This is a genomic window from Agrobacterium sp. D14, from assembly GCF_001526505.1.
In the GTDB taxonomy this organism is placed as follows: domain Bacteria; phylum Pseudomonadota; class Alphaproteobacteria; order Rhizobiales; family Rhizobiaceae; genus Agrobacterium; species Agrobacterium leguminum.
The window spans coordinates 165,146-188,590 of sequence record NZ_ASXX01000021.1 but is presented as its reverse complement, the minus strand read 5'-3'; the positions used below and the strand labels follow the sequence as shown (position 1 = coordinate 188,590).

The 23,445-nt window shown below is 59.9% G+C and carries 19 protein-coding genes; 12 read left to right on the top strand and 7 right to left on the bottom strand.

What is annotated here, in order from left to right; all coding sequences use genetic code 11:
* Nucleotides 1-15: 15 nt before the first annotated feature.
* Genes L901_RS14700 through L901_RS14680 form a run of 5 tightly spaced genes read right to left on the bottom strand, consistent with a single transcriptional unit; the run spans nucleotide 16 to nucleotide 5,788 of the window.
* Nucleotides 16-858, bottom strand: a complete 843-nt coding sequence (locus L901_RS14700) for a carbohydrate ABC transporter permease (protein ID WP_059758010.1) — start codon at nucleotides 856-858, stop codon at nucleotides 16-18.
* A complete protein-coding gene (locus L901_RS14695; RefSeq protein WP_059758007.1) occupies nucleotides 848-1,774 on the bottom strand; it encodes a carbohydrate ABC transporter permease in 927 nt (308 codons plus the stop codon). The genes L901_RS14700 and L901_RS14695 overlap by 11 nt, the downstream gene beginning before the upstream one ends.
* A gap of 55 nt (nucleotides 1,775-1,829) precedes the next feature.
* The gene (locus L901_RS14690) at nucleotides 1,830-3,089 is read right to left on the bottom strand and encodes an ABC transporter substrate-binding protein (RefSeq protein WP_059758003.1); all 1,260 of its coding nucleotides are present in this window, start codon (nucleotides 3,087-3,089) and stop codon (nucleotides 1,830-1,832) included.
* A 28-nt stretch (nucleotides 3,090-3,117) separates the two neighbouring features.
* The gene (locus tag L901_RS14685) at nucleotides 3,118-4,728 is read right to left on the bottom strand and encodes an FAD-dependent oxidoreductase (RefSeq protein ID WP_059758001.1); all 1,611 of its coding nucleotides are present in this window, start codon (nucleotides 4,726-4,728) and stop codon (nucleotides 3,118-3,120) included.
* A gap of 16 nt (nucleotides 4,729-4,744) precedes the next feature.
* Complete coding sequence (locus L901_RS14680) at nucleotides 4,745-5,788, bottom strand: LacI family DNA-binding transcriptional regulator (protein ID WP_059757998.1); 1,044 nt, start codon at nucleotides 5,786-5,788, stop codon at nucleotides 4,745-4,747.
* A 359-nt stretch (nucleotides 5,789-6,147) separates the two neighbouring features.
* Between L901_RS14680 and L901_RS14675 the strand changes: the two genes are divergently transcribed.
* The 12 genes from L901_RS14675 to L901_RS14620 all read left to right on the top strand — a co-directional run bounded on the left by L901_RS14675 (nucleotide 6,148) and on the right by L901_RS14620 (nucleotide 21,431).
* Nucleotides 6,148-7,059 (top strand): HNH endonuclease, encoded by a 912-nt coding sequence (locus tag L901_RS14675; protein WP_059757996.1) that lies wholly within the window; start codon nucleotides 6,148-6,150, stop codon nucleotides 7,057-7,059.
* A 451-nt stretch (nucleotides 7,060-7,510) separates the two neighbouring features.
* On the top strand, nucleotides 7,511-7,747 hold the full coding sequence (locus L901_RS14670; RefSeq protein WP_059758134.1) for an acyl carrier protein: 237 nt from the start codon (nucleotides 7,511-7,513) through the stop codon (nucleotides 7,745-7,747).
* Nucleotides 7,748-8,096: 349 nt separating this feature from the next.
* Entirely contained in the window at nucleotides 8,097-9,113 is a 1,017-nt protein-coding gene (locus L901_RS14665) for a substrate-binding domain-containing protein (protein WP_035264955.1), read from the top strand.
* Nucleotides 9,114-9,183: 70 nt separating this feature from the next.
* A complete protein-coding gene (locus L901_RS14660; RefSeq protein ID WP_059757994.1) occupies nucleotides 9,184-10,704 on the top strand; it encodes a sugar ABC transporter ATP-binding protein in 1,521 nt (506 codons plus the stop codon).
* Between the two features lie 12 nt (nucleotides 10,705-10,716).
* The gene (locus L901_RS14655) at nucleotides 10,717-11,718 is read left to right on the top strand and encodes an ABC transporter permease (RefSeq protein ID WP_059757991.1); all 1,002 of its coding nucleotides are present in this window, start codon (nucleotides 10,717-10,719) and stop codon (nucleotides 11,716-11,718) included.
* A gap of 41 nt (nucleotides 11,719-11,759) precedes the next feature.
* Nucleotides 11,760-12,734, top strand: coding sequence for a sugar-binding transcriptional regulator (locus L901_RS14650; RefSeq protein ID WP_059757988.1), 975 nt, complete (start codon nucleotides 11,760-11,762; stop codon nucleotides 12,732-12,734).
* A complete protein-coding gene (locus L901_RS14645; protein WP_059757985.1) occupies nucleotides 12,731-13,729 on the top strand; it encodes an aldo/keto reductase in 999 nt (332 codons plus the stop codon). The genes L901_RS14650 and L901_RS14645 overlap by 4 nt, the downstream gene beginning before the upstream one ends.
* 120 nt (nucleotides 13,730-13,849) lie before the next feature.
* Nucleotides 13,850-15,574 (top strand): glycerol-3-phosphate dehydrogenase/oxidase, encoded by a 1,725-nt coding sequence (locus tag L901_RS14640; RefSeq protein ID WP_059757983.1) that lies wholly within the window; start codon nucleotides 13,850-13,852, stop codon nucleotides 15,572-15,574.
* 2 nt (nucleotides 15,575-15,576) lie between these two features.
* A complete protein-coding gene (locus L901_RS14635) occupies nucleotides 15,577-16,419 on the top strand; it encodes a class I fructose-bisphosphate aldolase (RefSeq protein WP_059758132.1) in 843 nt (280 codons plus the stop codon).
* Complete coding sequence (locus L901_RS14630) at nucleotides 16,412-17,911, top strand: FGGY-family carbohydrate kinase (protein WP_059757980.1); 1,500 nt, start codon at nucleotides 16,412-16,414, stop codon at nucleotides 17,909-17,911. The genes L901_RS14635 and L901_RS14630 overlap by 8 nt, the downstream gene beginning before the upstream one ends.
* Nucleotides 17,912-18,195: 284 nt before the next feature.
* Nucleotides 18,196-20,400 (top strand): methyl-accepting chemotaxis protein, encoded by a 2,205-nt coding sequence (locus L901_RS14625; RefSeq protein WP_059757975.1) that lies wholly within the window; start codon nucleotides 18,196-18,198, stop codon nucleotides 20,398-20,400.
* Nucleotides 20,401-20,525: 125 nt separating this feature from the next.
* Nucleotides 20,526-21,431, top strand: coding sequence for a LysR substrate-binding domain-containing protein (locus L901_RS14620; RefSeq protein WP_059757973.1), 906 nt, complete (start codon nucleotides 20,526-20,528; stop codon nucleotides 21,429-21,431).
* A 63-nt stretch (nucleotides 21,432-21,494) separates the two neighbouring features.
* Here the strand turns inward: L901_RS14620 and L901_RS14615 are convergent, their stop codons facing one another.
* Both L901_RS14615 and L901_RS14610 read right to left on the bottom strand, forming a co-directional pair.
* Nucleotides 21,495-22,187 carry an SDR family NAD(P)-dependent oxidoreductase gene (locus L901_RS14615; protein WP_059757970.1) on the bottom strand — a complete coding sequence of 231 codons (693 nt, stop codon included), beginning with the start codon at nucleotides 22,185-22,187 and terminating at the stop codon, nucleotides 21,495-21,497.
* A gap of 10 nt (nucleotides 22,188-22,197) precedes the next feature.
* The gene (locus L901_RS14610; RefSeq protein ID WP_035225097.1) at nucleotides 22,198-23,400 is read right to left on the bottom strand and encodes a pyridoxal phosphate-dependent aminotransferase; all 1,203 of its coding nucleotides are present in this window, start codon (nucleotides 23,398-23,400) and stop codon (nucleotides 22,198-22,200) included.
* Nucleotides 23,401-23,445: the final 45 nt, after the last annotated feature.

The window sequence follows — 23,445 nt, the reverse complement described above, 5'->3', positions numbered from 1 at the left end:
GGGTCAGCCTTTCGATTAGCCTTTGAGCCCGGTATGGGCGAGGCCTTCGACGAATTGTTTCTGCGCGACGATGAAGACGACGAGTACGGGGATGGCGGTCATTGTTGCGGCGGCAAGCTGGATGTTCCACATCGGTCCGCCATAGGCGTCGGTAAATTGTGTCAGTGCCTGGGGCAGGGTGAACCTGTCAGGGCTGGAAAGAAAGACGATGGGTTCGAGATAGAGGTTCCAGCTGCCGAGAAATGTAAAGATCGCAACGGCGGCGAGCGCCGGACGGGCAAGCGGCAGGGCGATGGTCCAGAATATCTTCAACCGGCCGAGGCCATCGACCCGCGCGGCTTCTTCCAGTTCCACGGGCAGGGAGATGAAGAACTGGCGCATGATGAAGGTGGCGAAGACCGCCGGCGCACCGAAGATCGGCACCAGGATCAGCGGCCAGTGCGTGTTGATCATGCCCCATTTGAGAAACATTCGAAACAGCGGAACCAGCGTCACTTCGGACGGGATCAGCAACCCCACCAGCACCACCATGAAGATGGCGTTGGCGAAGGGGAACCTGATGCGCGCAAAGGCATATCCGGCCATCGACGCTACAGCCATGGTGCCGATGGTGACGATTGCGGCGATATAGGCGGAGTTCCAGTATTGCAGCGCGAAGGGCTGTATTCTGAAAACGTCGGAATAGGAGGAAAAATCGAAGGCGCGCGGCCAGATGTCCGGCGGAAAGGCAAATATCTGGCTGACGGGTTTGACCGACGACGTCACCATCCACCAGGTCGGAAAGACAAAGGGGACAAGCAGCACGCAGAGTATGAAATAGATCAGCGCCTGCGCGCGTGGGCTGAGTTCAGTTTTCATAGAATACGAACTTTCTGCGCAAGTGCCATTGGATGAAGGTGAGAGCGCCGACAATGACCAGCAGAATGATGGAGAGTGTCGAACCGTAACCGAAGAGGTAGAACTGGAAGGCCTGCTGATAGAGGTAATAAACGAGAACCGTCGTGGAAAACCCCGGCCCGCCCTGCGTGAGGATCATGATCTGCGCAAAGACCTGCAGCGCGCCCACGATGGTGACGATGGAGGCGAGCAGGATCGTCGGGCTGATCATCGGCAGGGTGATGCGATAGAACTGCTTGAAGCGCGGCACACCGTCGACGCGCGCGGCTTCGAACAGTTCCCGCGGCACGCCCTGTAATGCGGCAAGAAACAGGATCATGTTGAGGCCGAGATTCTTGAGCGCCTGCACGACGATGACCGAGATCATCGCTGTCGTGGGATGGCGTAGCCAGTTGGGACCCTCGACACCGACCGTTTGCAGGAGGCCGTTGATGCCGCCATTATTCTGCAGCAGGAAACTCCAGACGATTGTCCAGGCGACCAGCGACACCACGACAGGAGAAAAGAACAGTGTGCGGAACAGTGTCATGAAGGCGAGTTTCTGGTTCAACAGCAACGCAAGCCCCAACGCCAGGCTCATATTGAGCAGGGCAAGCCCGGCGGAGAACACGGCGGTCACGGCCATCACCTCGCCTATGGCCGGGTCGCTGAGCAGCTTCTGGTAGTTGGCAAGGCCGGTGAACCGGAAAGATCCCGCCAGCACGTTCCACTCGTGCAGCGAATACCAGAAGACCAGTACCAGCGGAACGAGCACGAAAACGACGATACCGACGAGTTGCGGCGCGATGAACAGATATCCGATCGCGGCGTCACGCCGCGCCATGGTCCAGAAACCGCGCCGGGCCTGTGTTTGCGCTGTTTGGAGGGCAAGCGTCATGGCTTTTCTTCCTTTTGCCTTTCGCATCCACGGAAAACCGGATGACTGCGAAGCGTCAATTGGCCGCCAGCAACGGGTCAAGACGGCCGCAAAGCGCTTGCAGGACAGCCGCGACATCGGCATCGGGCCGCCAGAGACCGTCGAGGCCAGCGCGAACGGTCTGTTGCAGCCGGGCAAAATTGAGAACCTGCTGCGTCGATTGACCGGTGGCGACGCCGCGAATGACTACGGCCTCTATCTGTTTACGCGACAGCAATGGGTTGGCGGCTGCGAGCACATCGGCGGTGAGCAGACTTTGCCGTGCCGGCGGGAAAAAGCGCGCGAGCTTGGCTACATTAGGCTTGGAGGAGAAAAACGCCAGGAATTCCGCCGCGAGCTTGGGATTTCTGCCGCTGGCCATGACGCCAATGCCTGCGCGACCTGTAACGGCATAGTCGCCGGCAGGCCCCGTGGGCAACGGCACGAGATCCCAGTCGAAGGCCTTGTCGCCTTTCGGCAGCAGCGATGCTCGGCTGATCTGGGTGGTCGTCATCGCCGCATCGCCGGCAAAGAAATCGGCCGAAACACCAGGTCCCGGCATGGCTTTCTTCACGAAGATCGCATCGTGGATGAAGCGCATGGCGTCAACCATCTCCGGGCTGGCAAAAGCGCAGGACTTGGTGTCTTTCGACCAGGGATAGGCATTCCAGCCGGTATAGACTTCGGCAAGATTCTCCCACGCCTTGTATTCAAAATCACGAATGATCAATCCCTGTTTGCCGGTGGCTGCGACTTTTGCCGCCGTCGCAATGGCATTGTCCCAGTTCCATTCGCCGGCGGCGATCATCTCGGCGGGCGTCTTTGCGCCTGCCGCCCGGATCATGTCGTTGTTGACGAAGACGCCGAAGGGCGATGTCGAGAACGGATAGAGATATTGTACCCCTTCATACGACCAGGCGGTGAGCGTTGCCGGGGGGAAGTCGCCCATGTCGTAACCTTCGGTATTGGCAAAGGTTTCGGTGAGGGGATAAAGCGCTCCGGCCGCCATGAAGTCGGGCGCGGTCGTGTCGAACAGCCAGGCCAGATCGGGCGGGTTGCCGCCGGCGATCTGGGTGGTCAGAGTGGTGGCATAGCCTTCGTAGGCAAGCGAATCGTAGGTGATCTTGACGCCGGGATGGCTCGCCTCGAACTCATCGGCGATCTCGTTGAACAGGGCCAGATGAGCTTCGTTGGCGCTCCAGATGGCCATCCGCAATTCCTGCGACAAAGCTGGCGAAACCAGCCCGGATGTGACCAGAAAACCGGCCACTGCAATTTTCACTATACTCCTGCGCATAATAATCCTCCCAGATTATACGTATTAGCTAGTAGCCGCGAATATCAGGCCAATGGCGCTCCACCCCTTGGCGTTCGATATAGATGTGGAATTTCGCCAGCCGTTTTTCGTCGGCATGCACGCCATGCGGGGTCTCGCCCTTGTCGAGGCAATAGGCGGCCAGCATGCCGGCCACTTCGCCGATGTTCCACTCGACCGGATGCAGCCTGTAACAACCATTGGTGATATGCGTGGTGCCGATATTCTTGGAAGCGGCCAGCAGGTTCGTTTTATGGCGGGGAATAAGAGCACCCAACGGAATTTCGAATGGGCAGGCGCCGACATCGATATAATTATCGCCGCCCGTCGAGGGGTGCAGGTCGATGCGGTACATGCCGATACCGATGCTGTCCGGGTAATGCACCGCGCCGCGATCGCCGCGCACCGCAAGCGACAGATCCTGCTCGACCACCGTGGTCAGGGCGCGAATGCGACGGCTTTCGCGTATATAGGGCGCCATAGCCAGGCCATGCTCCGTGCCGGTAATGTCGCCGCGCAGGCGCAGGCCCGGAAAGCCCTGGCCACCATCCGGGCGGGGCGCCTCGGTCTGCATCCAGTAGAACATGGAATAGGACAGGCTTGCCGCATCGGCCAGCCGCTCGGCATATTGTTCGGGGGTAACGTCGATGATCGGCGCCTCGAAATAATCGATCATCGGCCAGTTCACGAGGCAGATATCGCTGGCATAGGCGCCGGGCCGAAATGTATGGCGGGCAGCAATACGGCGGAATATCCAAAGGCTCATATCGCCGGCGCTGTGACGCTGGTCGGCAACGTCGCGTGTTGCGTTGTCGACCGGGTTGGGATCGAAGAACCGGCGGCTGCGCTCCAGTGTGCGGGGATTGGGCGAGTCCCAGCTCAACAACGGGCCACCCCAGAATTCGGGGGCAACCTGACGCCAGTGGTCGTACCGGGCGGGTTTGTCGATGACATGATTGCCGTCAACCTGATCGACGGCGAAGCAGATCGAGACGGCCTGCTGATTGTGGGGTTGCGCTTCGGCCGGCGCGCTCGGCTCGCCGGTTTCGGATTGGGCCTCGAAACCCGTGACATAATCGGTTGCGGTCAGCGGTAGCAGATCGCCCAATTCAGTGGCGTCGATAATGTAGCGGGCCGAGCAGGAGATGAGATCGCCCGTATTGCAATGGCGCAGCGTCACGGTCCGCACGGTGTCGCCGTCGACGTCTGCGGCGATAGGCTCATAGGCCTTGAGGATGGTCAGCTTGCCGCCGGCCGCGTAAGGGGCAAGCATTGCCTCCATCACCGCCAGCGAAACGCGTGGTTCGTGGCAGAGGCGAGATACATTGCCGTCACCGGGGTTGAGCGTCAGATCCGCCCGGGCGGCGTCCGTCAGCGGATAGTGGTCGCGGTAATATTGCCGCACGCCCGTGCGCAGGGCGCGATAGCTGGCCGTGATCCCGAACTGCTCGACCCAGCTGTGCTCGTCGGGCGGCACGGCCTGGCTTGTCAGCTGGCCGCCAATCCAGTCGAACGCTTCTGTCAGGATAACGCTGCGGCCGTTTCGCAGGGCCCCAAGCGCCGCGGCCACGCCGCCAAGTCCGCCGCCAACCACAAGAATATCTGCATTGTATTCTCTCACGTCAGGTTCTCTTTCCTTAAGTTGGGCCTTGATTTGGGGAGCCGAGCGTTTCGCCCGCCACGATGTCGCAACCCAGCAGTATCTGCCGTACGGGGCCGGGGGGGCTGGTGAGGGTTTCGACCAGCATGGAGGTCGCCTGCCGGCCCATCTCTTCGCGGGGGATGGCATAGGAGGTGAAGACGCGTTGCGACCGGAGCGTATACGTGCGTGTGCCGCTGCCCAGCACCACGATGGAAAGATCGCCGGGGACGCTCACCCCCTGGGCGCGGGCCTGATTGTCGAAGACCACCGCTTCGGCCACTTCGGCAAAAAAAACGACGCTCGCTCCGCTGGCGCGAACTGCGGCCAGCTGTTCGCCCGGATCGCCATTTTCGCTTTCGTGGGAATAGACCAGCTCCGCTGCGCCCTCGATTGCGGCCAGAAAACCACGCCAGCGGTCGCTGATGGATTCCGCCGGACCCGTCGCGCCGATAAAGGCGAAGCGGTGATGGCCGGCGGCAAGCGCCTCTCGGACAAGAGCATGCGTGGCTGTCACGTAATCCGCGCCAACATAACGCACCGGCCCGCCGGCGTCGTCACGACGACCGACTGCAACATAGGGATAGTCACCGGCGACCAGTTGGGCCAGCTCATCGCGGTCGAACTGACTGCCCAGAATGAGGCATCCGTCAGCAAGTCGAAGCCGCCCCGTTTCCCCGAAGATACGCTTGCGGCCGTTATCGTCGCGTGCCGCAGCCGTCATCAGCAGAAGGTCGTAGCCCAACCTCTCCGCTTCCTCCTCTATCCCCATCAGAAAGGGCGTGTAGAAATCCGCCTGCGCAATCGGGAAAGCCGGCTGATAGGTAAAAACACCCAGAATCCGATTGGCGCCCTTGACCATGCTACGCGCAATGGGGTCCGCCACATAACCCGTGTCCCGAATGGCCTTCAGCACACGCTCTCGCGTTTCAGGCGGGATACGGCCCTCAGCGGATTTCGCCTCGTTGAGCACGAGCGAAACCGTCGCCTGGCTGACCCCCGCGAAGATCGCAATGTCCCGTTGCGTCAAGCGCCTAACCATCGAAACCTCGTTTCCTGCCGGCTGCTAATTCGTATTAGCTGCTTATGCGTATAAACAAGGTTTGCGAGGGGATGTCAAGAGTGGGGTATTCCGCGAGGATGTGTTGGTTCCGGCACGGAGAATGGTGCCGCTATAGGCGGCACGCGAAATTGCAAGATGCTTGCTGAATGACTCCCGTGAGAGATGTGAAGAAAATTTTCGCTGCTTTTGGCAAACGCCGCCGGGCCTCGATCTATTGCCACACTCTATCCCGGATACGCTCAGGAACGAGTGATGCGATCTGGAGATCACAGCTGATCTTGATTGATAATACAAAACCAGGTTGCACTTACCCGTCGCGTTGATGCTAATATTCGCACATGGGATTCGGGGTTTTCATTCATCGGTCAGATTCAATCTACGACGACAGTCCGGCGGAGCAATATCAGTTTCCGAGCCAATATCTCGGACGTGTGCAAGCCTGCGTCGGCGATTGGATCATTTATTACGAGCCGCGCAAGGTTGTAGCGACGCGTGGTTATTTTGCTGTCGCCAAAGTAGCCGAAGTCATTGCCGACCCCAAGGCTTCCGGGATGTATCTGGCTTTGATCGAGCCAGGAAGCTACCTCGACTTTGTCAATCCTGTTGCGTTCGGTGGGCAGGATGGAATTGTCGAGCGCGGGTTGCTGAATGATGAGGGCCGGATTTCCGGCCGTGCGCAGGCGGCCGCGCGCTCGATATCATCGGCAGATTTTAATCGCATCGTCTCTATTGGATTGGCGGAGCTTGAAGTGGAATTACCGCGGCTTGGTGAGCCGGAGGAAACGGGAGGCCTACTGGCGTTCGAAGACGAACCTCAGACGCCCTTCGTCTTGGAGGAAGAGAGGGAGCGTGTCACGATGCTCTCCTCGCGCCTTGTTCGAAACCGCCTGTTTCGCCGGCTGGTTTTGCAGGCCTATGACAAGAGATGCGCAATTACAGGCCTGAAGCTTATCAATGGCGGCGGGCGGGCAGAAGTTGACGCTGCGCACATACGTCCTGTCGAGGCAAATGGTCCCGACATCATAAGCAACGGTATCGCCCTTTCAGGCACGGCTCACTGGATGTTTGACCGCGGGCTGATCGGCCTGTCCGATAGCCTCGAAATTATCGTTTCCCGCCAGGCCAATGATCCGGAAAGCATTTTTCATCTGATTAACAGGTCTGGCCGGGCAATCGTGCCAGCTCGGCCATTCGAGAGGCCTCATCCACATTTCTTGCAATGGCATCGGGAGAACTGTTTTAAGGCCTAGGGCTCGGTGCGTGCAATCTGGAGGTTACTGTCCATTGCCCGTTCGGCAGGGCTAGGTCAGATATCGTAGACCTATTTGGTTCAGACCAAAGCGGTCTACGCTAGGTGGTGCCGGACCGGCATCCATTTTATTGTCTATGTCACCGGAGTGCGCCTGCGAGCCGGATACAATTCATGAAAGCCGGAAAAGTTCCGAGACAGAGGGGGTCTAAAAGCCGGTTACGGGCAACAATAAATTACAAAATCTTCATTGCAGGTCACTCATTCCGAAGCTTAGATTTTATCGGGGGGAGAAATGAGAGAGCAATGTCGAACCTGGGTAGCCTCATATCCCTTTTTGTCTTCGCGATAGGCATTTTCGCCTTCTATCGATGGATGTCGGATGGCATCGGCAGGGAAAACAGGAAGTCGGAATCGAGATGGTGAGTTTTTCGGTCCCGACAGACACCGCAGTGTCCGAGATAAGAAAACGGGTGGCGAAAATCATCGGCGAGCAGCTCGGAATAGCTGATGATAAAATAGTCGATACAGCCGATTTTTCCGAAGATCTGAATGCCGATTCGCTTGAGGTCGTTCAGATCGTCATGGAGATCGAAGAGGAATTTGGCATCGAAATTCCCGATGCTGCCGCAGACAGTCTTTCCACTGTCGGTGATGCCATTCGCTTCATTCAGTTGGCAACGACGTAGTCGATCTGGAAAGGGCGCGTTCGATATGGCGATAATCCATCCCTTCATATACTTTCTTCCCGCCGTTGTCGGCGCCTATGTCCTCTATAAATTCATCCTCTATTTGCTCGGCGCCGATTAGGCGCCGGCCATCGCTTCCGTGCCTTGCGGCCCCGGTTTGCCTTGAAGCTCCCCGACGAGAAGCCGTATTCTCCATCCTACCGCATGAGCTGAAATAAATTTCACGCCATAAAATAAAATTCAAACAGCATTGACGGCCGCTCGGTTTCCGGCTATCCCAGTTCGCATGCAATAAATTACATCGAATAAAATTTATTGCGGACTAAGTCATTGTCCTTGGGAGGGGAATATGTTGGCTTTTCTGAAATCGACCGCTGCCGCGGGTGTTTTAGCCGTGGCGATTGCCGCTGGTGCCGGTTCGCAGGCCACCGCTGCTGCGGGCAAATTTGCCTGCGAGCCGGGTGAGACCTATGTGATGAACGTCATGGTTTCCAGCCACCCCTATTGGGTGCCGGTCTTCGAGGGGTTCAAGCAGGCCGCAAAGGCGCTCGGCTGCGAGGCCGTTTTCACCGGCACCCCGGAATATGACATCACCAAGCAGATCGCATCTTTCGAGCAGGAACTGGTGAAGAAGCCGAAGGGCATCCTGCTGCACCCGATGCAGGCCGATCCCTTTATCGAACCGATCAACAAGGCAATCGGCTCCGGCGTTTCGGTGACGACTTTTGCGGCGGATTCGCCGAAGTCGAAGCGCACCGCCTATATCACCTCGGACAATGTCGCCGAGGCGAAATTCGCGGCCGATGAAATCGTCAAGAAACTCGGCGAAAAAGGTGAATATGCCGTTCTGGAAAATCCGGGGCAGAGCAATCACGATCTGCGCGTCACCGCTCTCATCGACTATATGGGGCGCACCTATCCGCAGATGAAGCTGGTCGGCCGCCAGGCGACCAATCAGGATTCGAACCTTGCCTATCAGGCTGTCGGCGCATTGTTGCAGGCCAATCCCAATCTGGGTGCTCTGTGGATTCCCGAAGCCGGTTCGGCCGAAGGCGCGACGGCCGCCGTTCTTGAGGCGAAGAAGAAGGTCCTGATCCTGCATGCGGATATCACCCCGGCCACGCTGGAACATATCAAGCAGGGCAATATCTACATGTCCATCAATCCCAATCAGGGCGTGCAGGGCTTCATGGGTTTCATGAACACGTTTCTGGGCGCCCATTCGGATCTGATCGATCCGTTCAACGACTACAAGGTTTCCGGCTTCAACCCGATGCAGGTTCCTTCGATGGACAATGGTTTCGCTGTCATCACCAAGGCGAACGCCGCTTCCTTCGATCTCAACGACTATATGAAGGGGCGCTGACGCGTCGCTCTGGACCCGGCGAGGTTTGCGCCTCGCCGGCCACAAGGGGAAGCAGGTTCGGGAGGGCGTTATGGGTGAGGTCATCCTCAGCATGACGAATATTCACAAGGCGTTCGGCCCCGTGCGGGCGCTGCGCAATGCGGCACTCGAGTTGCGGCGCGGCGAAATCCATGCGCTGGCCGGTGAAAACGGCGCCGGCAAGTCGACGCTGATGCATATCATCGACGGCATTCTGCAGCCGGATGGCGGGGAAATCGTGCTGGATGGCAAACCGGTCAAGATATCCTCGCCCAATTCGGCGAACCGGCTCGGCATCGGTTTCGTGCATCAGGAGATCGCGCTCTGCCCGGAGATTTCGGTCGCCGAGAACATGTTTATGTCGCAGACGGGCCAGAGCCGCTCCTGGTTCATGAATTATCGCGATCTCGAAAAGCGGGCGGCAATTGTGCTGCGGGAAATCGGTGATATCGATCCCGCCCGCCGCGCCGGCGACCTGTCGATTTCGCAACAGCAGATCGTCGAAATCGCCAAGGCGCTGACACTCGATTGCCGTATCCTGATCCTCGACGAGCCGACGGCGGCTTTGACCGAAACCGAAGCCCAGACGCTTTTCAGGATCATGCACCGGCTGGCGGAACGGGGCATTGCCATCATTTATATCTCGCATCGTATGGCCGAGATTTTCGAACATTGCGACCGCATCACGGTCATGCGCGACGGCTGTCATATCAGGACGGAGAATATTGCCGATATTTCCCCCGAGGAAGTCGTCAACAGCATGGTGGGACGGGTGCTCGACAAGCTCTACCCGCCAAAGCTTTCGGAGGATGAAAAATCGGACGACGTCATTCTCTCGGTTCGGGGCCTGAACGAAGGAAAGCGGGTTTTCGATGTCGATTTCGATCTGCGTCGCGGCGAAATCCTGGGACTTGCCGGGCTGATCGGTGCGGGAAGAAGCGAGATCGCCCGGGCGGTTTGCCGGCTGGAGGGGAAGCCGAGAGGCGAGGTTACGCTGCGCGGCCGGTCGCTGAGGCTCAAGGATTATCGTGACAGCATCCGCGAGGGGCTGGTCTATCTGTCCGAGGATCGCAAGGGGGATGGGCTTTTCCTCAATATGTCCATCGCCTCGAATGTCTCTGCGCTCGATATCGGCAGGGTATCGAACGGCATGGGCTTCATCGAACGGCGCAAGGAAATGAAGCGTGCCGATGAGCTGGGACGCCGGCTGAAATTGCGGGCGAACAGCATCGGCGATGCGGTATCGACTCTGAGCGGCGGTAACCAGCAGAAGGTGGCGCTGGCGAAGATGCTCTCGGTGGAGCCGGAGGTCATCTTTCTGGACGAGCCGACACGCGGGGTGGATGTGGGGGCGAAGGCCGAAATCCACCGCCAGATCCGGGAACTGGCGCGCGAGGGGGTCGGTGTGGTCGTCATATCCTCGGAACTGCCGGAACTTATCGGCGTCAGCGACCGCGTGCTGGTCGTGCGCGAGGGGCGGATCACGGGTGAGGTCGAGGGCGACGATATGACGGAGGAAAAGATCATGCAGCTCGCATCGATCAATATTGTGCATAGCCCGGAAAGGGCCTGAGGGAGCGGGAAAATGGCAACATCGGAAACACCTTCGGGCATAGCTGAGACGGCGGTTCGCCGCACCGCCTGGTGGGAGCCGGCGCTCAAGGCGCGGGAAACCGGGCTGATCGTCATCATCCTCGCGCTTTTTGCGGTAATGTCCTTCATATCTCCGTATTTCCTGACCGTGGACAATCTGCGGGCCATGGCCATGGTCTTCGCCATCGAAAGCATCGTCGTGGTGGGCATGACGATCCTGCTGATCTCTGGCGGTATCGACCTTTCGGTCGGCTCCGTCACCGCACTTGCGATGGTGGCGGCTGGCTGGCTCTTCCTCAATGGCGTCGACCCATGGGCGGCGGCGGGGCTGGCGATCTGCCTTACGACCTTGATCGGCATGGCCATGGGATTCCTGACGACGGTGATCGGTCTGCATCATTTCATCGTGTCGCTGGGCGTCATGGTGATTGCGCGCGGTGTGTGCCTGCTGGCGACGGGCGGGCGGCCGCTTGGGCTCTATTCCCTGCCGCCGGAATTCAAGTTCATCGGTCAGGGCGCGCTTGGTGGTATTCCGCTGGTGCTGATCATCTTCGCGGTGGTGGTTGTTGCTTTCGATCTGCTGCTGCGGCGCACGACCGCCTTCCGCAAGGTGTTCTATACCGGCAGCAATCCGAAGGCCGCGGCCTATTCCGGTATCCGCGTCGGCCGGGTGGTGTTTGCCACCACCACGCTTTGTTCGATGTTGTGCGGTGTTGCAGGCGTTATCTATATGGCTCGTTTCGGCTCTGCCCAGCCAAGCTTCGGCGTCGGTATGGAACTCAACGTGATTGCGGCGGCGGTCATCGGCGGCGCAAGCCTTTCGGGCGGCTCGGGCACGATTCTCGGCGCGATCCTTGGGGCGATCCTTCTTTCGGTGGTTTCCAGTTCGCTTGCCTTGCTCAATGTGTCTGTCTACTGGCAGGACATCATCAGGGGCAGCATATTGCTGACTGCGGTCCTGTTCGACCACTATCTGGTCAGGCGCCGCCGTTGAGCGCCCTTCGCTCGCCCGAGGGTAACTGGAGAAAGACGACCATGCTGGATATCAAGGACGATTTCGATCAACAGAGACAGATGTATTCCGTCCTGGTGCTGCATTTCATCGAGGGTGTGAAGCAGTCGGAAATCGCCGAGCGGCTCAATCTTTCCCATACCAAGGTGAACCGCATGATTGCGGCCGGCCGCAAGGCGGGCATGGTGAAGATCACCATCGCCAGTCCCTATCAGAGGCTGGTGGACCTCGAAAACGAGATCACCCGCCGTTTCGGCCTCAGGCAGTCGGTGGTAACGCCGACGGTCTCCGATAATCCGGAAACCGCCTTGCAGATGGTGGGTCGGGTGGCCGCCAACCATTTGCTGGAGACCATTCGTGACGGTGACGTGATTGCGATTACCGGCGGCAAGGCGGTGAGTGCTGTTGTCGACAATCTGGAGGCGGAGCGCCGTTTCGATGTGCGGGTGGTGCCGCTGACCGGCGGCGTGCAGGGCAAGCACTATACGGATGTCAATCATCTCGCCACGCAACTGGCGGAGAAGCTCGGCGGCAGCGCATCGCTCGTTCATGCGCCGCTGTTTGCCGAGGATGAGGAACAGCGCGACCTTCTGATGAATGTCGCATCGATCCGCGAGGTCTTCGATCTGGCCCGGCAGGCGCAGGTGGCGCTGGTCGGCATCGGCTCCGTGGAGGCTCCCGGCTCCGGCTATTACGATCTTCTGCCGGATGCGGCCCGTGGCGGGCAGGCGCTGGTGGATGCGGGCATTGCCGGCGAGTTTCTCGCCCATCTCACCATGGCGGACGGACAGCTGGCGCGCATCGATCTCAACTCGCGCGTGGTGGCGCTGGACCCCGGGCAGCTTGCCCGGTGCCCGAATATCATCGGTGTGGCGGCAGGCGCCATCAAGGCCGGACCGGTAGCGGCCACGCTTGCCGGCCGCTATCTGACCTCGCTCGTCGTGGACGAGGCGATAGCCGGCTATTTACTGGATCATGAAGGAGGGGAAACCGCGTGACGGACAATGCAATATTGACCCGGACGATCGGCAGAAGCGGCATCGGCGCATCCGCCGTGGGGCTCGGCACCTGGGCCATCGGCGGCTGGATGTGGGGTGGCACCGACGAGCGGCAATCCATCGCCGCCATCCAGGCCTCCATCGATGCGGGTATTTCACTCATCGACACCGCACCGGCCTATGGCATGGGGCTTGCGGAAACCATCGTTGGCAAGGCAATTGCCGGCAGGCGCGAGAAGGTGGTGCTGGTTACCAAATGCGGGCTGGTCTGGCATGTGAATGAGGGTGCCTATTTCTTCCATCAGGATGGCAAGCCCGTTTACCGTTACCTCGGTGCCGCTTCCATCCGGCATGAGGTCGAAGAGAGCCTGAAACGGCTCGGAACCGACTATATCGATCACTACGTGACCCATTGGCAGGACGCCACGACGCCGATTGCCGAAACGGTCGGGGCTTTGGTGCGGCTGAAAGAGGAGGGGAAGATCCGCTCCATCGGGGCAAGCAACGTCTCGCCCGGCGATCTGGAGGCTTATATCGCCACCGGCGCGCTGGATGCCATTCAGGAAGAATATTCCATGGTGAAGCGCGATATCGAGACGACGCTGCTGCCGCTTTGCCGAAAGAATGATGTCTCTGTCCTCAGCTATTCGTCGCTGGCGCTCGGTCTCCTCTCGGGCAAGGTTGGGCCTGAACGAGTCTTTGCGGAAGACGACCAGCGCCACGGCAACCCGCGCTTCAGCCAGGCGAACCGTCAGAAGATTGCGCGGTTGATGGGCGTGCTGGAACCGGTGGCGGCTGCCCACAGGGCTTCGGTCGCGCAGGTGGTGATTGCCTGGACGATTGCGCAACCGGGCATAACATTCTCGCTGTGCGGCGCGCGCGATCCGGCTCAGGCGGTTGAAAACGCTGCCGCGGCACGTCTTCGCCTCACTGCGAGTGAGCTGGCGCTCATCAGCGCCGGTGTCGCGGAGCATCTTGTGGGGCTCGATACCTGATTATGTAGGCTGAGACGGGACTTCAGGCGAACAGCGCATCATTTTCGTCCCGTCTCTCACGTCGCTTTAAACGGTCAACAACATTGGGACGCTGGTCATCAGCCGGCGAACGGTATTTCTATGCCCAGTTTTCGCGAGGACGCTCTGCGCCGTATCCGGCTCGATGGTGATTTCGATGCCGTCGTTATCGGCGGCGGCATCAACGGAATTGCCGCCTATCGCGATCTCGCCTTGCAGGGGCTGCGGGTGCTGCTGGTGGAGCGCAACGATTTCTCCTCCGGTTGCAGCGCCGCACCCTCGCGCATGATTCATGGTGGCCTGCGTTATCTCGAAAACGGTGAATTCGGCCTCGTGGCAGAATCGTTGCGCGAGCGGGATGCGCTTCTCAAGCTCGCACCGCATATGGTTCATCCGCTGCCGACCACGATCCCGATCTTTTCGACTTTCAGCGGCCTGTTCAACGCGGCGGCAACCTTTGCCGGCTCCGGCGGAAAACCCGCAAGCCGGGGCGCTCTCGCCATCAAGGCGGGTCTGATGCTCTATGATTTCGTCACCCGCAAAAACCGTATCCTGCCCCGTCATGCGTTTCGCGGTGCGTCCGGAACTTTGCAGCATTGGCCGGATTTGACGCCGGAGATCAGATATTCGGCCACCTATTACGATGCGTGGATCAGCCAGCCCGAACGGCTGGCTCTGGAGCTTCTGATCGACACCCGTGCCGATGCGCCGCAAAGCATTGCGCTCAACTATGCGGAGCTTGTCCGTATTGGCGACGCGTATCGTATTCGGCTGGAGGGCATGGATGAAGCCCTGCCCATCCGTCCAAGGATCGTCGTCAATGCGACCGGCGCCTGGATCGACGAGACGATTGGCGCGCTGGCTGCGGCCCCGGCGGCGGACACGGTAAAACCGACCGTCTCCGGAACCAAGGGATCGCATCTGATCATCGCTAACGAGGCGCTTTTGAAGGCCCTGAATGGCCATATGATCTTCTTCGAGAATGACGACAATCGCGTCTGTATCCTCTTTCCCTATCTCGGCCGGGTTCTCGCAGGCTCGACCGATATCAAGGTGGATCGCCCCGAGCGGGTGCGATGTGAGCCCGAGGAGCGGGATTATATTCTGGACGCGATCCGGCAGGTCTTTCCGCAGATTGCCATTACCCATTCCGACATCGTTTTCAGTTTCAGCGGCATACGCCCGCTGCCGCGCAGCGACGCCGCCTTTACCGGAAGAATTTCCCGCAGCCATTTCATCCATCGCGTTGCGGGCGATCCGCCGCAGCTCTGCATGATCGGCGGCAAGTGGACCACTTTCAGGGCTTTTGGCGAGCAGGTGACCGACGAGGTTCTGGCCTTTCTTGGACGCCGGCGGCTGACCGGCACCATGGACCGCCCGATCGGCGGCGGCAGGAATTTTCCCACCGGTGCCAGCAGCTTGCCCGCCTTGCTGGTGGAGGAATTTTCGATTGCCGGAGACCGTGCGGAGCATCTGGCTCTGGCTTACGGCTCCCGTGCCTTCGATCTGATGGGCTTTTGCCGGGATCGTGCGGATGATGTGCGGCTTTCAGAAAAATCGCGGATCACGGCCGCGGAGGTGGTCTGGCTGATCCGCTTCGAACACGTGCGCCACCTGACCGATCTCGCCCTGCGGCGCACGACGTTCGCCATCACCGGCGTCATCGATGCCGATCTGATCGACGCGATCCTCGCCGTTGCGGCCCGCGAGCTTGGCTGGCCGGCCACCCAGGCGGCGGCGGAACGCCAGCGGCTTATCCATGAGCTGGAGACTTTTTATGGGGTCACGCCGGCAATGCTTCAACACAGATGCAAGGAGAATGCATGATGATGCGGATTTCGAAAAAGGCGCGCATGAACCGGCTGTTCCGCAATGGCGGCTGCCTGGATGTGGCCATCGATCACGGGGTTTGCAACGAGCCGAGCTTCCTCATCGGGCTGGAGGATATGGCGCAGACCGTGGACAGGCTGGTCGAGGCCGGTCCCGATGCCATCCAGATGGCCTATGGGCAGGCGGATCTGCTGCAGCAGAGGCCGGAGCGCGACAAGCCGGCCCTCGTCATGCGTATCGACATGGGTAACCCTTACAATTCCACGCGCCACAGAACCATGTGGTCGCAGCTCCAGAACCATCAGGACCCGATCATCGGTGCGCTGGAAATGGACGCCGCCTGCGTCGTCGTGAACCTGTTCATGCTGCCGGATGAGCCGGAGCTGTTTCGTCAATGCGTCGAAAACATCAGCCGTGTGCGGGCAGATTGCCATCGTTTCGGTATGCCGCTGATGATCGAGCCGCTGGTGATGCTGCCGAATGATGTGCGCGGCGGTTATCAGGTGGATGGCGACGCCGAAAAGATCGTCACGCTGGTGCGTCTTGCCTCGGAAATGGGAGCCGATATCATCAAGGCCGATCCAACCAGCGATCCGCGCGATTTTCACAAGGTAATCGAGGCCGCGCGGTGCCCGGTGCTGGTGCGGGGCGGGGGGCGTGAGGACTTGCGTAACGTGCTTACGAAATCGGCGGCTCTGGTGGCCGAAGGTGCGAACGGGATGGTTTACGGGCGCAATATTTACCAGCACGACAATCCCAAGGCCGTCGTTGCGGCGTTGATGGCCATCATCCATCAGGGTGCGGGTGGCGAGGAAGCATGGGATATCTATAATCGTGGCTGACAAAAATTACATATTGGGTCTCGATGTTGGCAACACGGTCATCAAGGCCGTGCTGTTCGACACGGAAGGCCGGCAGGTTGCGCAACACGCAATCGACGGACAGTCGACATTTCCGCAGCCTGGCTACGTCGAGCGCGATCTCGAAGAATTATGGCGGAACGGCTGCGAGGCGATCCGCCAGCTTCTGGTGAAATCGTCCGTTGATCCCCGCAGCATTCTGGCCGTGGGCTGCGCCGGCCACGGCAATGGCCTTTATCTTCTGGACAAGGACCGGCAGCCCCTGATCGGCATTCAGTCGCTCGACAGCCGCGCTGCCGATGTGGCGGCTGAGCTTGACCGGAAAAGCGGAGCGCAATTGCAGGCCCGTTGCCTGCAGCGGCCATGGCCTGCGCAAACACCCAGCCTTCTCGCTTGGGTGAAGCGACATGCACCCGATCTCTATGCCCGGACCGGTACGGTCCTGTTCTGCAAGGATTTCGTCAATTTCCGCCTGACGGGGCGCCTTGCCAATGATATTTCCGATCTCAGCGGCGCGGGGCTGCTTGCCTTGCCGGAAGCGCGGCTCGACCGGGAGCTTCTATCACTTTACGATCTTGAGGACGCGTTCGCGTTTTTCCCCCGTCGCGTGGAATCGGCTGACATCGTCGGCCAGGTGACGGGCGAGGCTGCGGCTATGACGGGGCTGTCCGAAGGCACACCCGTCATCGGCGGTTTCTTCGATGTGGTCTCCAGCGCCATGGGGTCGGGGGTCATCAATGCCGGGGAAGCTTCCATCATCGCCGGCACCTGGAGCATCAATCAGGTTTTCGCGGAGAAGCCGGTCATCAGCGCCGATGTCTTCATGGTCACCACCTTCGGCCGTGACCGCTATGTCAATATCGAATCCAGCGCCACCTCCGCCGCCAACCTCGAATGGTACGTGCACCGTGTTCGCGGCGACCATGGCGACCACGCCTTCGAGCGCTGCAACGAATTGGTCGGCTCCGTCTCACCGCGCGCCGACGATCCGTTCTTCCATCCGTTCATTTTCGGCTCGCGGCTGGGTGCGGAGTTTCGCGGTGGCTTTTACGGCCTCGCGGGATGGCACGGCGAAGGCCATATGTTGCGGGCCCTGTTCGAAGGGGTGTGTTTCGAACATCGCCGCCATATCGGCGTCCTGCGTGAAGCGGGACTGCCGGTGGAAAGCGCCGTGATGTCCGGCGGCGGTTCCCGTAGCCAGCATTGGCCGCAGATCATGGCGGATGTTCTGGAAATTCCTCTGCGTGTCGCGGAAGCCCGCGAGACGGGCGCGCTCGGCGCGGCCATTGGCGCGGCCGTGGCGATTGGGCTTTATCCTGATTATGAGGAGGCGGTTGCGGCGATGACACGGGTTGCGAATGCTTACCGGCCCGATGCTGCGCAAGTCTCGCACTATGGGCGGCGCTACGGTCTCTATGCAGAATTGACCGCACAGTTGCGTGGCTTCTGGAGCGCTTTGCGGCTACCGCAATAGTCTCCGGTTTCTGCAGGGCGCAATCGCGCGCCCGCATCAATCAGAGCCCCTGCGCAGAGAGAAAGTATCTGTGCAGGGGGCAAGGATATCGCGCAATAGTTTGTATATACTTTAATATTTCAACTTTATAAAGTATTGATGTTTGTTTATGACGCTTGAAAAATAGAATTGAAAGTAAATTTTAAACATAACTTCTTAAGCTCACCCTCCAGCCCGGTCGCCAACAGTTGCGCACGCACCCGTAACTCTCGCCACCGTTGCAGCATAGTTTTGGGGGATGGGACATGCTTTTTAAATCGACAACGGGTCGGAATATTTTTGCGGTCGCCGCATGCGGCGTCTTTGCGACGATCGCGGCCTCGGCCATGCTGTTTTATCGGTCCATTGAGGATACCAGGGCCAACAATCTCGAGCGTATGCGGCAGATCGCCCATAGCGAAGCCCTGGCGACCGAAAAGAATATCGGCGGCACGATCCATATCGTCAACAGCCTCGCCTCGGTTCTGGAATCGATGAAACAGTCAGGCGATGCCGACCGGGGTAAGGCCGATCAGATCATTCACCACATGCTGGCAAACAACCCCGATGTGCTCGGTCTCTGGACCGGATGGGAGCCAAATGCGTTTGACGGCAAGGACGCGGATTTCGCCAACAGGGAAGGGCATGATGCGACCGGCCGGTACATACCCTATTGGGTGCGCAGCGGGGGCAAAATAAGCAATACCGCTTTGACTGACTATGCCACCGCAGGCCCGGGTGATTATTATCAATTGCCCTTCACCCTGAAGAAAACGGTCGTCGTCGAGCCCTATTCCTATGCAATCGACGGCAAGGAAGTCCTGATCACCTCGATCGCCAAGCCGGTTATGGTCGATGGCAAGCCCCAGGGGGTCGCCGGCCTCGACCTGTCGCTCGATGAAACAAGCAAGGCGCTTTCGGCGGTGCGGCCCATGGGAACGGGTTTCGTCAGTCTCGTCAGCGGCGGCGGCAAGATCATCAGTCATCCGGATGCGGCGATCATGGGAAAAAGCCTTGCGGATGGCGGTGCGCAGACCGACGGCTGGGACCAGCTGATTGCAAATCCCGGTGCTGAGCGCGAGATCACCGCGCAGGATGGAACGGCGTCCTTCGCCATCGCCTTGCCCGTCATGCTTACCCAGGACATGAAATGGTACGCAATCATCTCGGTGCCGGAAGAAACGGTGTTTGCGCAGCTGCATGCCATGATGCGTGACGCCGCTTTGACCATTGTGACGGCCACCGTGTTGCTGGCCCTGGCGGGATGGTTCATCGCGCGGCGGTTCATCGGGCGCATCGCAAACATCATCGATGAGACCGCCCAGATTGCACAGGGAAATCTTCATCTGACACTGAAGGATATCGGGACAAGGGACGAAATCGGCGATCTTGCCCGCTCTCTCGATGTTCTGCGCGAAAACAATCGGCAGAAGGCCTCACTGGAACAGGAGGCCGAGAGCAACCGCACGCTTGGCGAAGAAGAGCGTGCGGCCCGGGAGCGTAGGGCCGTCGATGAGGCGGGCAGCATCCGCTTTGCCGTCGACAGCCTGGCTTATGCGCTGGCGAAGCTCGCTGACGGCGACCTGTCCTGCCGTATCGACAATCCCTTTGTCGAGCAGCTCGATGCGGTGCGTGGCGATTTCAACGGCTCGGCCGGGAAATTGCAGGACGCGCTTCTGCGGGTATCGGAAAATGCCTCCGGCATCGACGCCGGCGCCAATGAAATCAAGGCAGCGTCCGATGATCTGGCGCGGCGAACGGAGCAGCAGGCGGCGGCCGTTGAAGAAACCGCTGCCGCCCTTGAAGAGATTACGACAACGGTAAAAGATGCTGCGAACCGTGCGCATGAGGCGGGCCGGCTGGTTTCCCGCACGCGCATCGGCGCGGAACGGTCGGGTGAGGTCGTGCGTCAGGCCGTGATGGCGATGGAGCGGATCGAGAAATCGTCGAACGAAATTTCCAACATTATCGGCGTGATCGATGAGATCGCCTTCCAGACGAATTTGCTGGCGCTGAATGCCGGGGTGGAAGCGGCGCGTGCCGGTGAGGCGGGCAAGGGTTTTGCCGTGGTGGCGCAGGAAGTGCGGGAGCTTGCCCAACGCTCCGCCGCCGCGGCGAAGGAAATCAAGTCGCTGATCACCAAGTCGAACCAGCAGGTCGAAGAGGGCGTGCATCTTGTCGGCGATACCGGCAAGGCGCTCGATGTCATCGTTGCCGAAGTGCAGGAGATCAACCAGCACGTCGCCGCGATCGTGGAATCCGCGCAGGAACAGTCATCCGGCCTCCAGCAGATCAACGTCGCCGTCAACCAGATGGATCAGGACACGCAGAAAAATGCCGCGATGGTCGAGGAGATGACCGCCGCAAGCCACACGCTGGCAACGGAGGTCGATGCACTGAACCGGCTGCTCGGCCAGTTCGAACTCGGTCAGGGAACAGGTGTCCATCGGGGGTCTCTGAAGGCGGCCTGACTGGACGCCCTGAGCGGCCGTGTCCATCAGCGCCGATGGGCACGGCGGGGAAATGGAAGATGGACTTTGTCTGCAAATTGAGCATCTTATTTCCTGCAAGCAAGTAATGGGATGATCAACAGCAGATGGATATCAGGCGCCTGAAATCGTTTATCACGATTGTCGACATGGGTAGCATAACCAGAGCGGCCGATGTGCTGCATATTGCCCAGCCGGCGCTCAGCCAGCAACTGGCAAGCATCGAGGAGCATTTCCGCCAGAAACTGCTGACCCGAAGCCAGCAGGGCGTGGTCATGACCGATGCCGGCAAGGTTGTCTATAGGCATGCGCAGGTCATTTTGCGGCAGATGGAGCAGGCGCAGGCGGAGGCTCTGGAAGCGGGCGCTGTGCTTTCCGGCAAGGTATCCGTGGGCCTTGCGCCCTTCAGCAGCGCCGCCACGCTTTCGCTGCGTCTGATGGAGGAAACCAAGCGGCTTCATCCCGGCATTCTGCTGCACATCACGGAAAGCGTCAGCCAGCCCTATAGCCAGATGATCATGAACGGCCGTCTGGAAATGGGTTTGATCCACGGCGTCGGGCCGATCCGGGGTGTCAAGTTCACGCCGCTGTTGCGTGAGGAATTCGTTCTGGTCGTGCATCGCAGCTTCGGCGTGGAACCGGGCGATGCGCCGATCACAGTCGCCGATCTGGCGTTTTTGCCCTTCCTTCTGCCGCCGACCTATAATTTCGTGCGCCGCGCCATCAATCTCGCCTTCACCCGCAGCCGCAAGGATCTGATCGTGATGGCGGAGCTGGAATCGGTAAGGACCATCGCGCGCGGCGTGGATGCCGGGCTTGGCGCGACCATAACGCCCAAGGCCATCGCCGACCGTATCGTCGCGGAATCCAACGAGGACATCGTCGTGAGGCAGATCGCCAGCCCGATGATTGAGGAAACGCTGTCCTTCTGCGTATCGGACAATACACCGCTCTCCGAGCCGGCGCTTGCCGTGAAGGAAATATTGCTGCAACTGGCGGAGACCCTGAAATAAAAGGGTCAGGCCGGTTCTAAAGCCACGCGCAGCACCCTTTCCCGGTGCCGGGCGTGGAAAAGATCAAAGCATGGCTTCCTTGCGGCAGTTCACCAGCAATTCGGCCACCGAAAGGTTGTTCGGCAGGCGGAGCAGGGTTTCCACCATTTCGGCGAGATCTTCCGGCTGGGTCATGTCCTCGCGGCTGACTTCCGTTTCGCCAACGGTCATATCGGTTGCGATATAGCCGGGGCAAAGCGCGGTGGCGCGCACACCGCTGTCCCACAATTCCTGCCGGATGCCGTGGGTGAGGGCGACGACGGCGAATTTCGTCATGGCATAACCCACATTCGACCCCACACGGCGTCCCGCCAGCGAAGCGACATTGATGACCCTGCCCTGTCCGGTTTTTACGAGATGAGGAATGGCGGCGCGGGTTACCCTCAGCGGACCCTTGACGTTGATGCGCCACATCTGGTCGAGGCTTTCTTCACCCGCATCCATGACCCGGACTTTGGGGTTGATGCCGGCGCAATTCACCAGCCCGTCGATCCGGCCATATCTGGCGGCAACGGCCTCAACCCAGGCCTCCGCCGAACCCGCCTCTTCCGCATCGTAGCGATCGGCCGAAAGCCGATCCTTCACCGCAACGGCGGCCGGATTTCTCGCTCCCGCCGCGACGGTGAAACCGGCTTCGTGAAGCCTTTTGGCGATCGCAAGGCCAAGGCCCCGCGATGCGCCGGAAACCATGATGACACGGCCACTTCCTCCCAACATGCTGTTCTCCCTATTTCATTCCATTGCAGAATTCGGCGATGCGGGCGCAGCCTTCGGCAAGGTTCTCCATGCTGGTGGCATAGGAAAGCCGGAAGAAGGGGCTCAGGCCATAGGCCGCGCCCTGCACTGTCGCAACGTGATGTTCGGCGAGAAGCGCCATGACGAAATCGGTATCGTTTTCGATCTTCGTGCCGCCCTTCGTCGTCTTGCCGATCAGCGCGGCAATGTTCGGGAAGATATAGAAGGCGCCTTCGGGCTTGTGGCAGCGGAGCCCCTCGATTTCCGAAAGCTTGCCGAGCACGAAGTCGCGGCGCGTCTTGTAGATATCGGCGCGCTCCTTCAGCAGATCCTGCGGGCCGTCGAGAACCGCGACGGCGGCAGCCTGCACGATGGTTGCGACACCGCCGCTGTTCTGGGTATTGACGTTGCTGATGGCCTTGATGAGATCCTTCGGGCCGCCGCAGAAGCCGAGACGCCAGCCGGTCATGGCATAGGCTTTCGATGCGCCGTTGACGGTCAGGACACGATCATAGAGGCGTGGCTCGACCTCGGCGATGGTGCAGAATTCGAAGTCGTCATAGATCAGGTGCTCATACATGTCGTCGGTCATGATCCAGACATGCGGATGCCGCAGCATGACCTCGGCGATTTCCTTCATTTCCGCGCGGGAGCAGGCGGCGCCCGTGGGGTTGTTGGGGAAGTTGAAAAGCAGCCACTTGGTCTTCGGGGTAATGGCGGCTTCGAGATCTTCGGCGCGCAGACGGAAACCGTTATTTTCCGGGCAAACCACCGGCACGGGCACGGCGCCCGCGAACTTCACGATATCGGCATAGCTGATCCACGACGGCGCGGGAATGACGACCTCATCGCCCGGGTCGCAGGTGGCCATGATGGCGTTGAAGATGATCTGCTTGCCGCCGCCCGCCACCAGGATCTGGCTCGGATCGTAATCGAGATTATTGTCGCGTTTGAACTTCCGCTGGATCGCGGCCCGTAGCGCAGGCGTTCCGTCGGCTGGCGGATATTTCGTGTCGCCGGCAAGGGCCGCCGCATGCGCCGCCTCAACCGCGTGGGCAGGCGTCGGGAAATCCGGCTCGCCGGATGACAGGCTGATGACCTTGATGCCCTGAGCGGCGAGATCGCGCGCTTTCTGGGTCATGGCGAGCGAAGCTGACACGGTGACGTTGTTAAGGCGTTGGGCGATGGTGGGCATGGATTATTTCCGATTGTAACGGTGAAGGCAGGCATCGTCGCGACG

Excerpts from the sequence above, each read along its gene's own strand:
- L901_RS14635 (WP_059758132.1), top strand. The coding sequence starts at position 15,577 with ATGCGGATTTCGAAAAAGGCGCGCATGAACCGGCTGTTCCGCAATGGC.
- L901_RS14680 (WP_059757998.1), bottom strand. The coding sequence starts at position 5,788 with ATGGTTAGGCGCTTGACGCAACGGGACATTGCGATCTTCGCGGGGGTC.
- L901_RS14665 (WP_035264955.1), top strand. The coding sequence starts at position 8,097 with ATGTTGGCTTTTCTGAAATCGACCGCTGCCGCGGGTGTTTTAGCCGTG.
- L901_RS14650 (WP_059757988.1), top strand. The coding sequence starts at position 11,760 with ATGCTGGATATCAAGGACGATTTCGATCAACAGAGACAGATGTATTCC.
- L901_RS14610 (WP_035225097.1), bottom strand. The coding sequence starts at position 23,400 with ATGCCCACCATCGCCCAACGCCTTAACAACGTCACCGTGTCAGCTTCG.
- L901_RS14700 (WP_059758010.1), bottom strand. The coding sequence starts at position 858 with ATGAAAACTGAACTCAGCCCACGCGCGCAGGCGCTGATCTATTTCATA.
- L901_RS14675 (WP_059757996.1), top strand. The coding sequence starts at position 6,148 with ATGGGATTCGGGGTTTTCATTCATCGGTCAGATTCAATCTACGACGAC.
- L901_RS14615 (WP_059757970.1), bottom strand. The coding sequence starts at position 22,187 with ATGTTGGGAGGAAGTGGCCGTGTCATCATGGTTTCCGGCGCATCGCGG.
- L901_RS14655 (WP_059757991.1), top strand. The coding sequence starts at position 10,717 with ATGGCAACATCGGAAACACCTTCGGGCATAGCTGAGACGGCGGTTCGC.
- L901_RS14695 (WP_059758007.1), bottom strand. The coding sequence starts at position 1,774 with ATGACGCTTGCCCTCCAAACAGCGCAAACACAGGCCCGGCGCGGTTTC.
- L901_RS14640 (WP_059757983.1), top strand. The coding sequence starts at position 13,850 with ATGCCCAGTTTTCGCGAGGACGCTCTGCGCCGTATCCGGCTCGATGGT.
- L901_RS14660 (WP_059757994.1), top strand. The coding sequence starts at position 9,184 with ATGGGTGAGGTCATCCTCAGCATGACGAATATTCACAAGGCGTTCGGC.
- L901_RS14620 (WP_059757973.1), top strand. The coding sequence starts at position 20,526 with ATGGATATCAGGCGCCTGAAATCGTTTATCACGATTGTCGACATGGGT.
- L901_RS14625 (WP_059757975.1), top strand. The coding sequence starts at position 18,196 with ATGCTTTTTAAATCGACAACGGGTCGGAATATTTTTGCGGTCGCCGCA.
- L901_RS14690 (WP_059758003.1), bottom strand. The coding sequence starts at position 3,089 with ATGCGCAGGAGTATAGTGAAAATTGCAGTGGCCGGTTTTCTGGTCACA.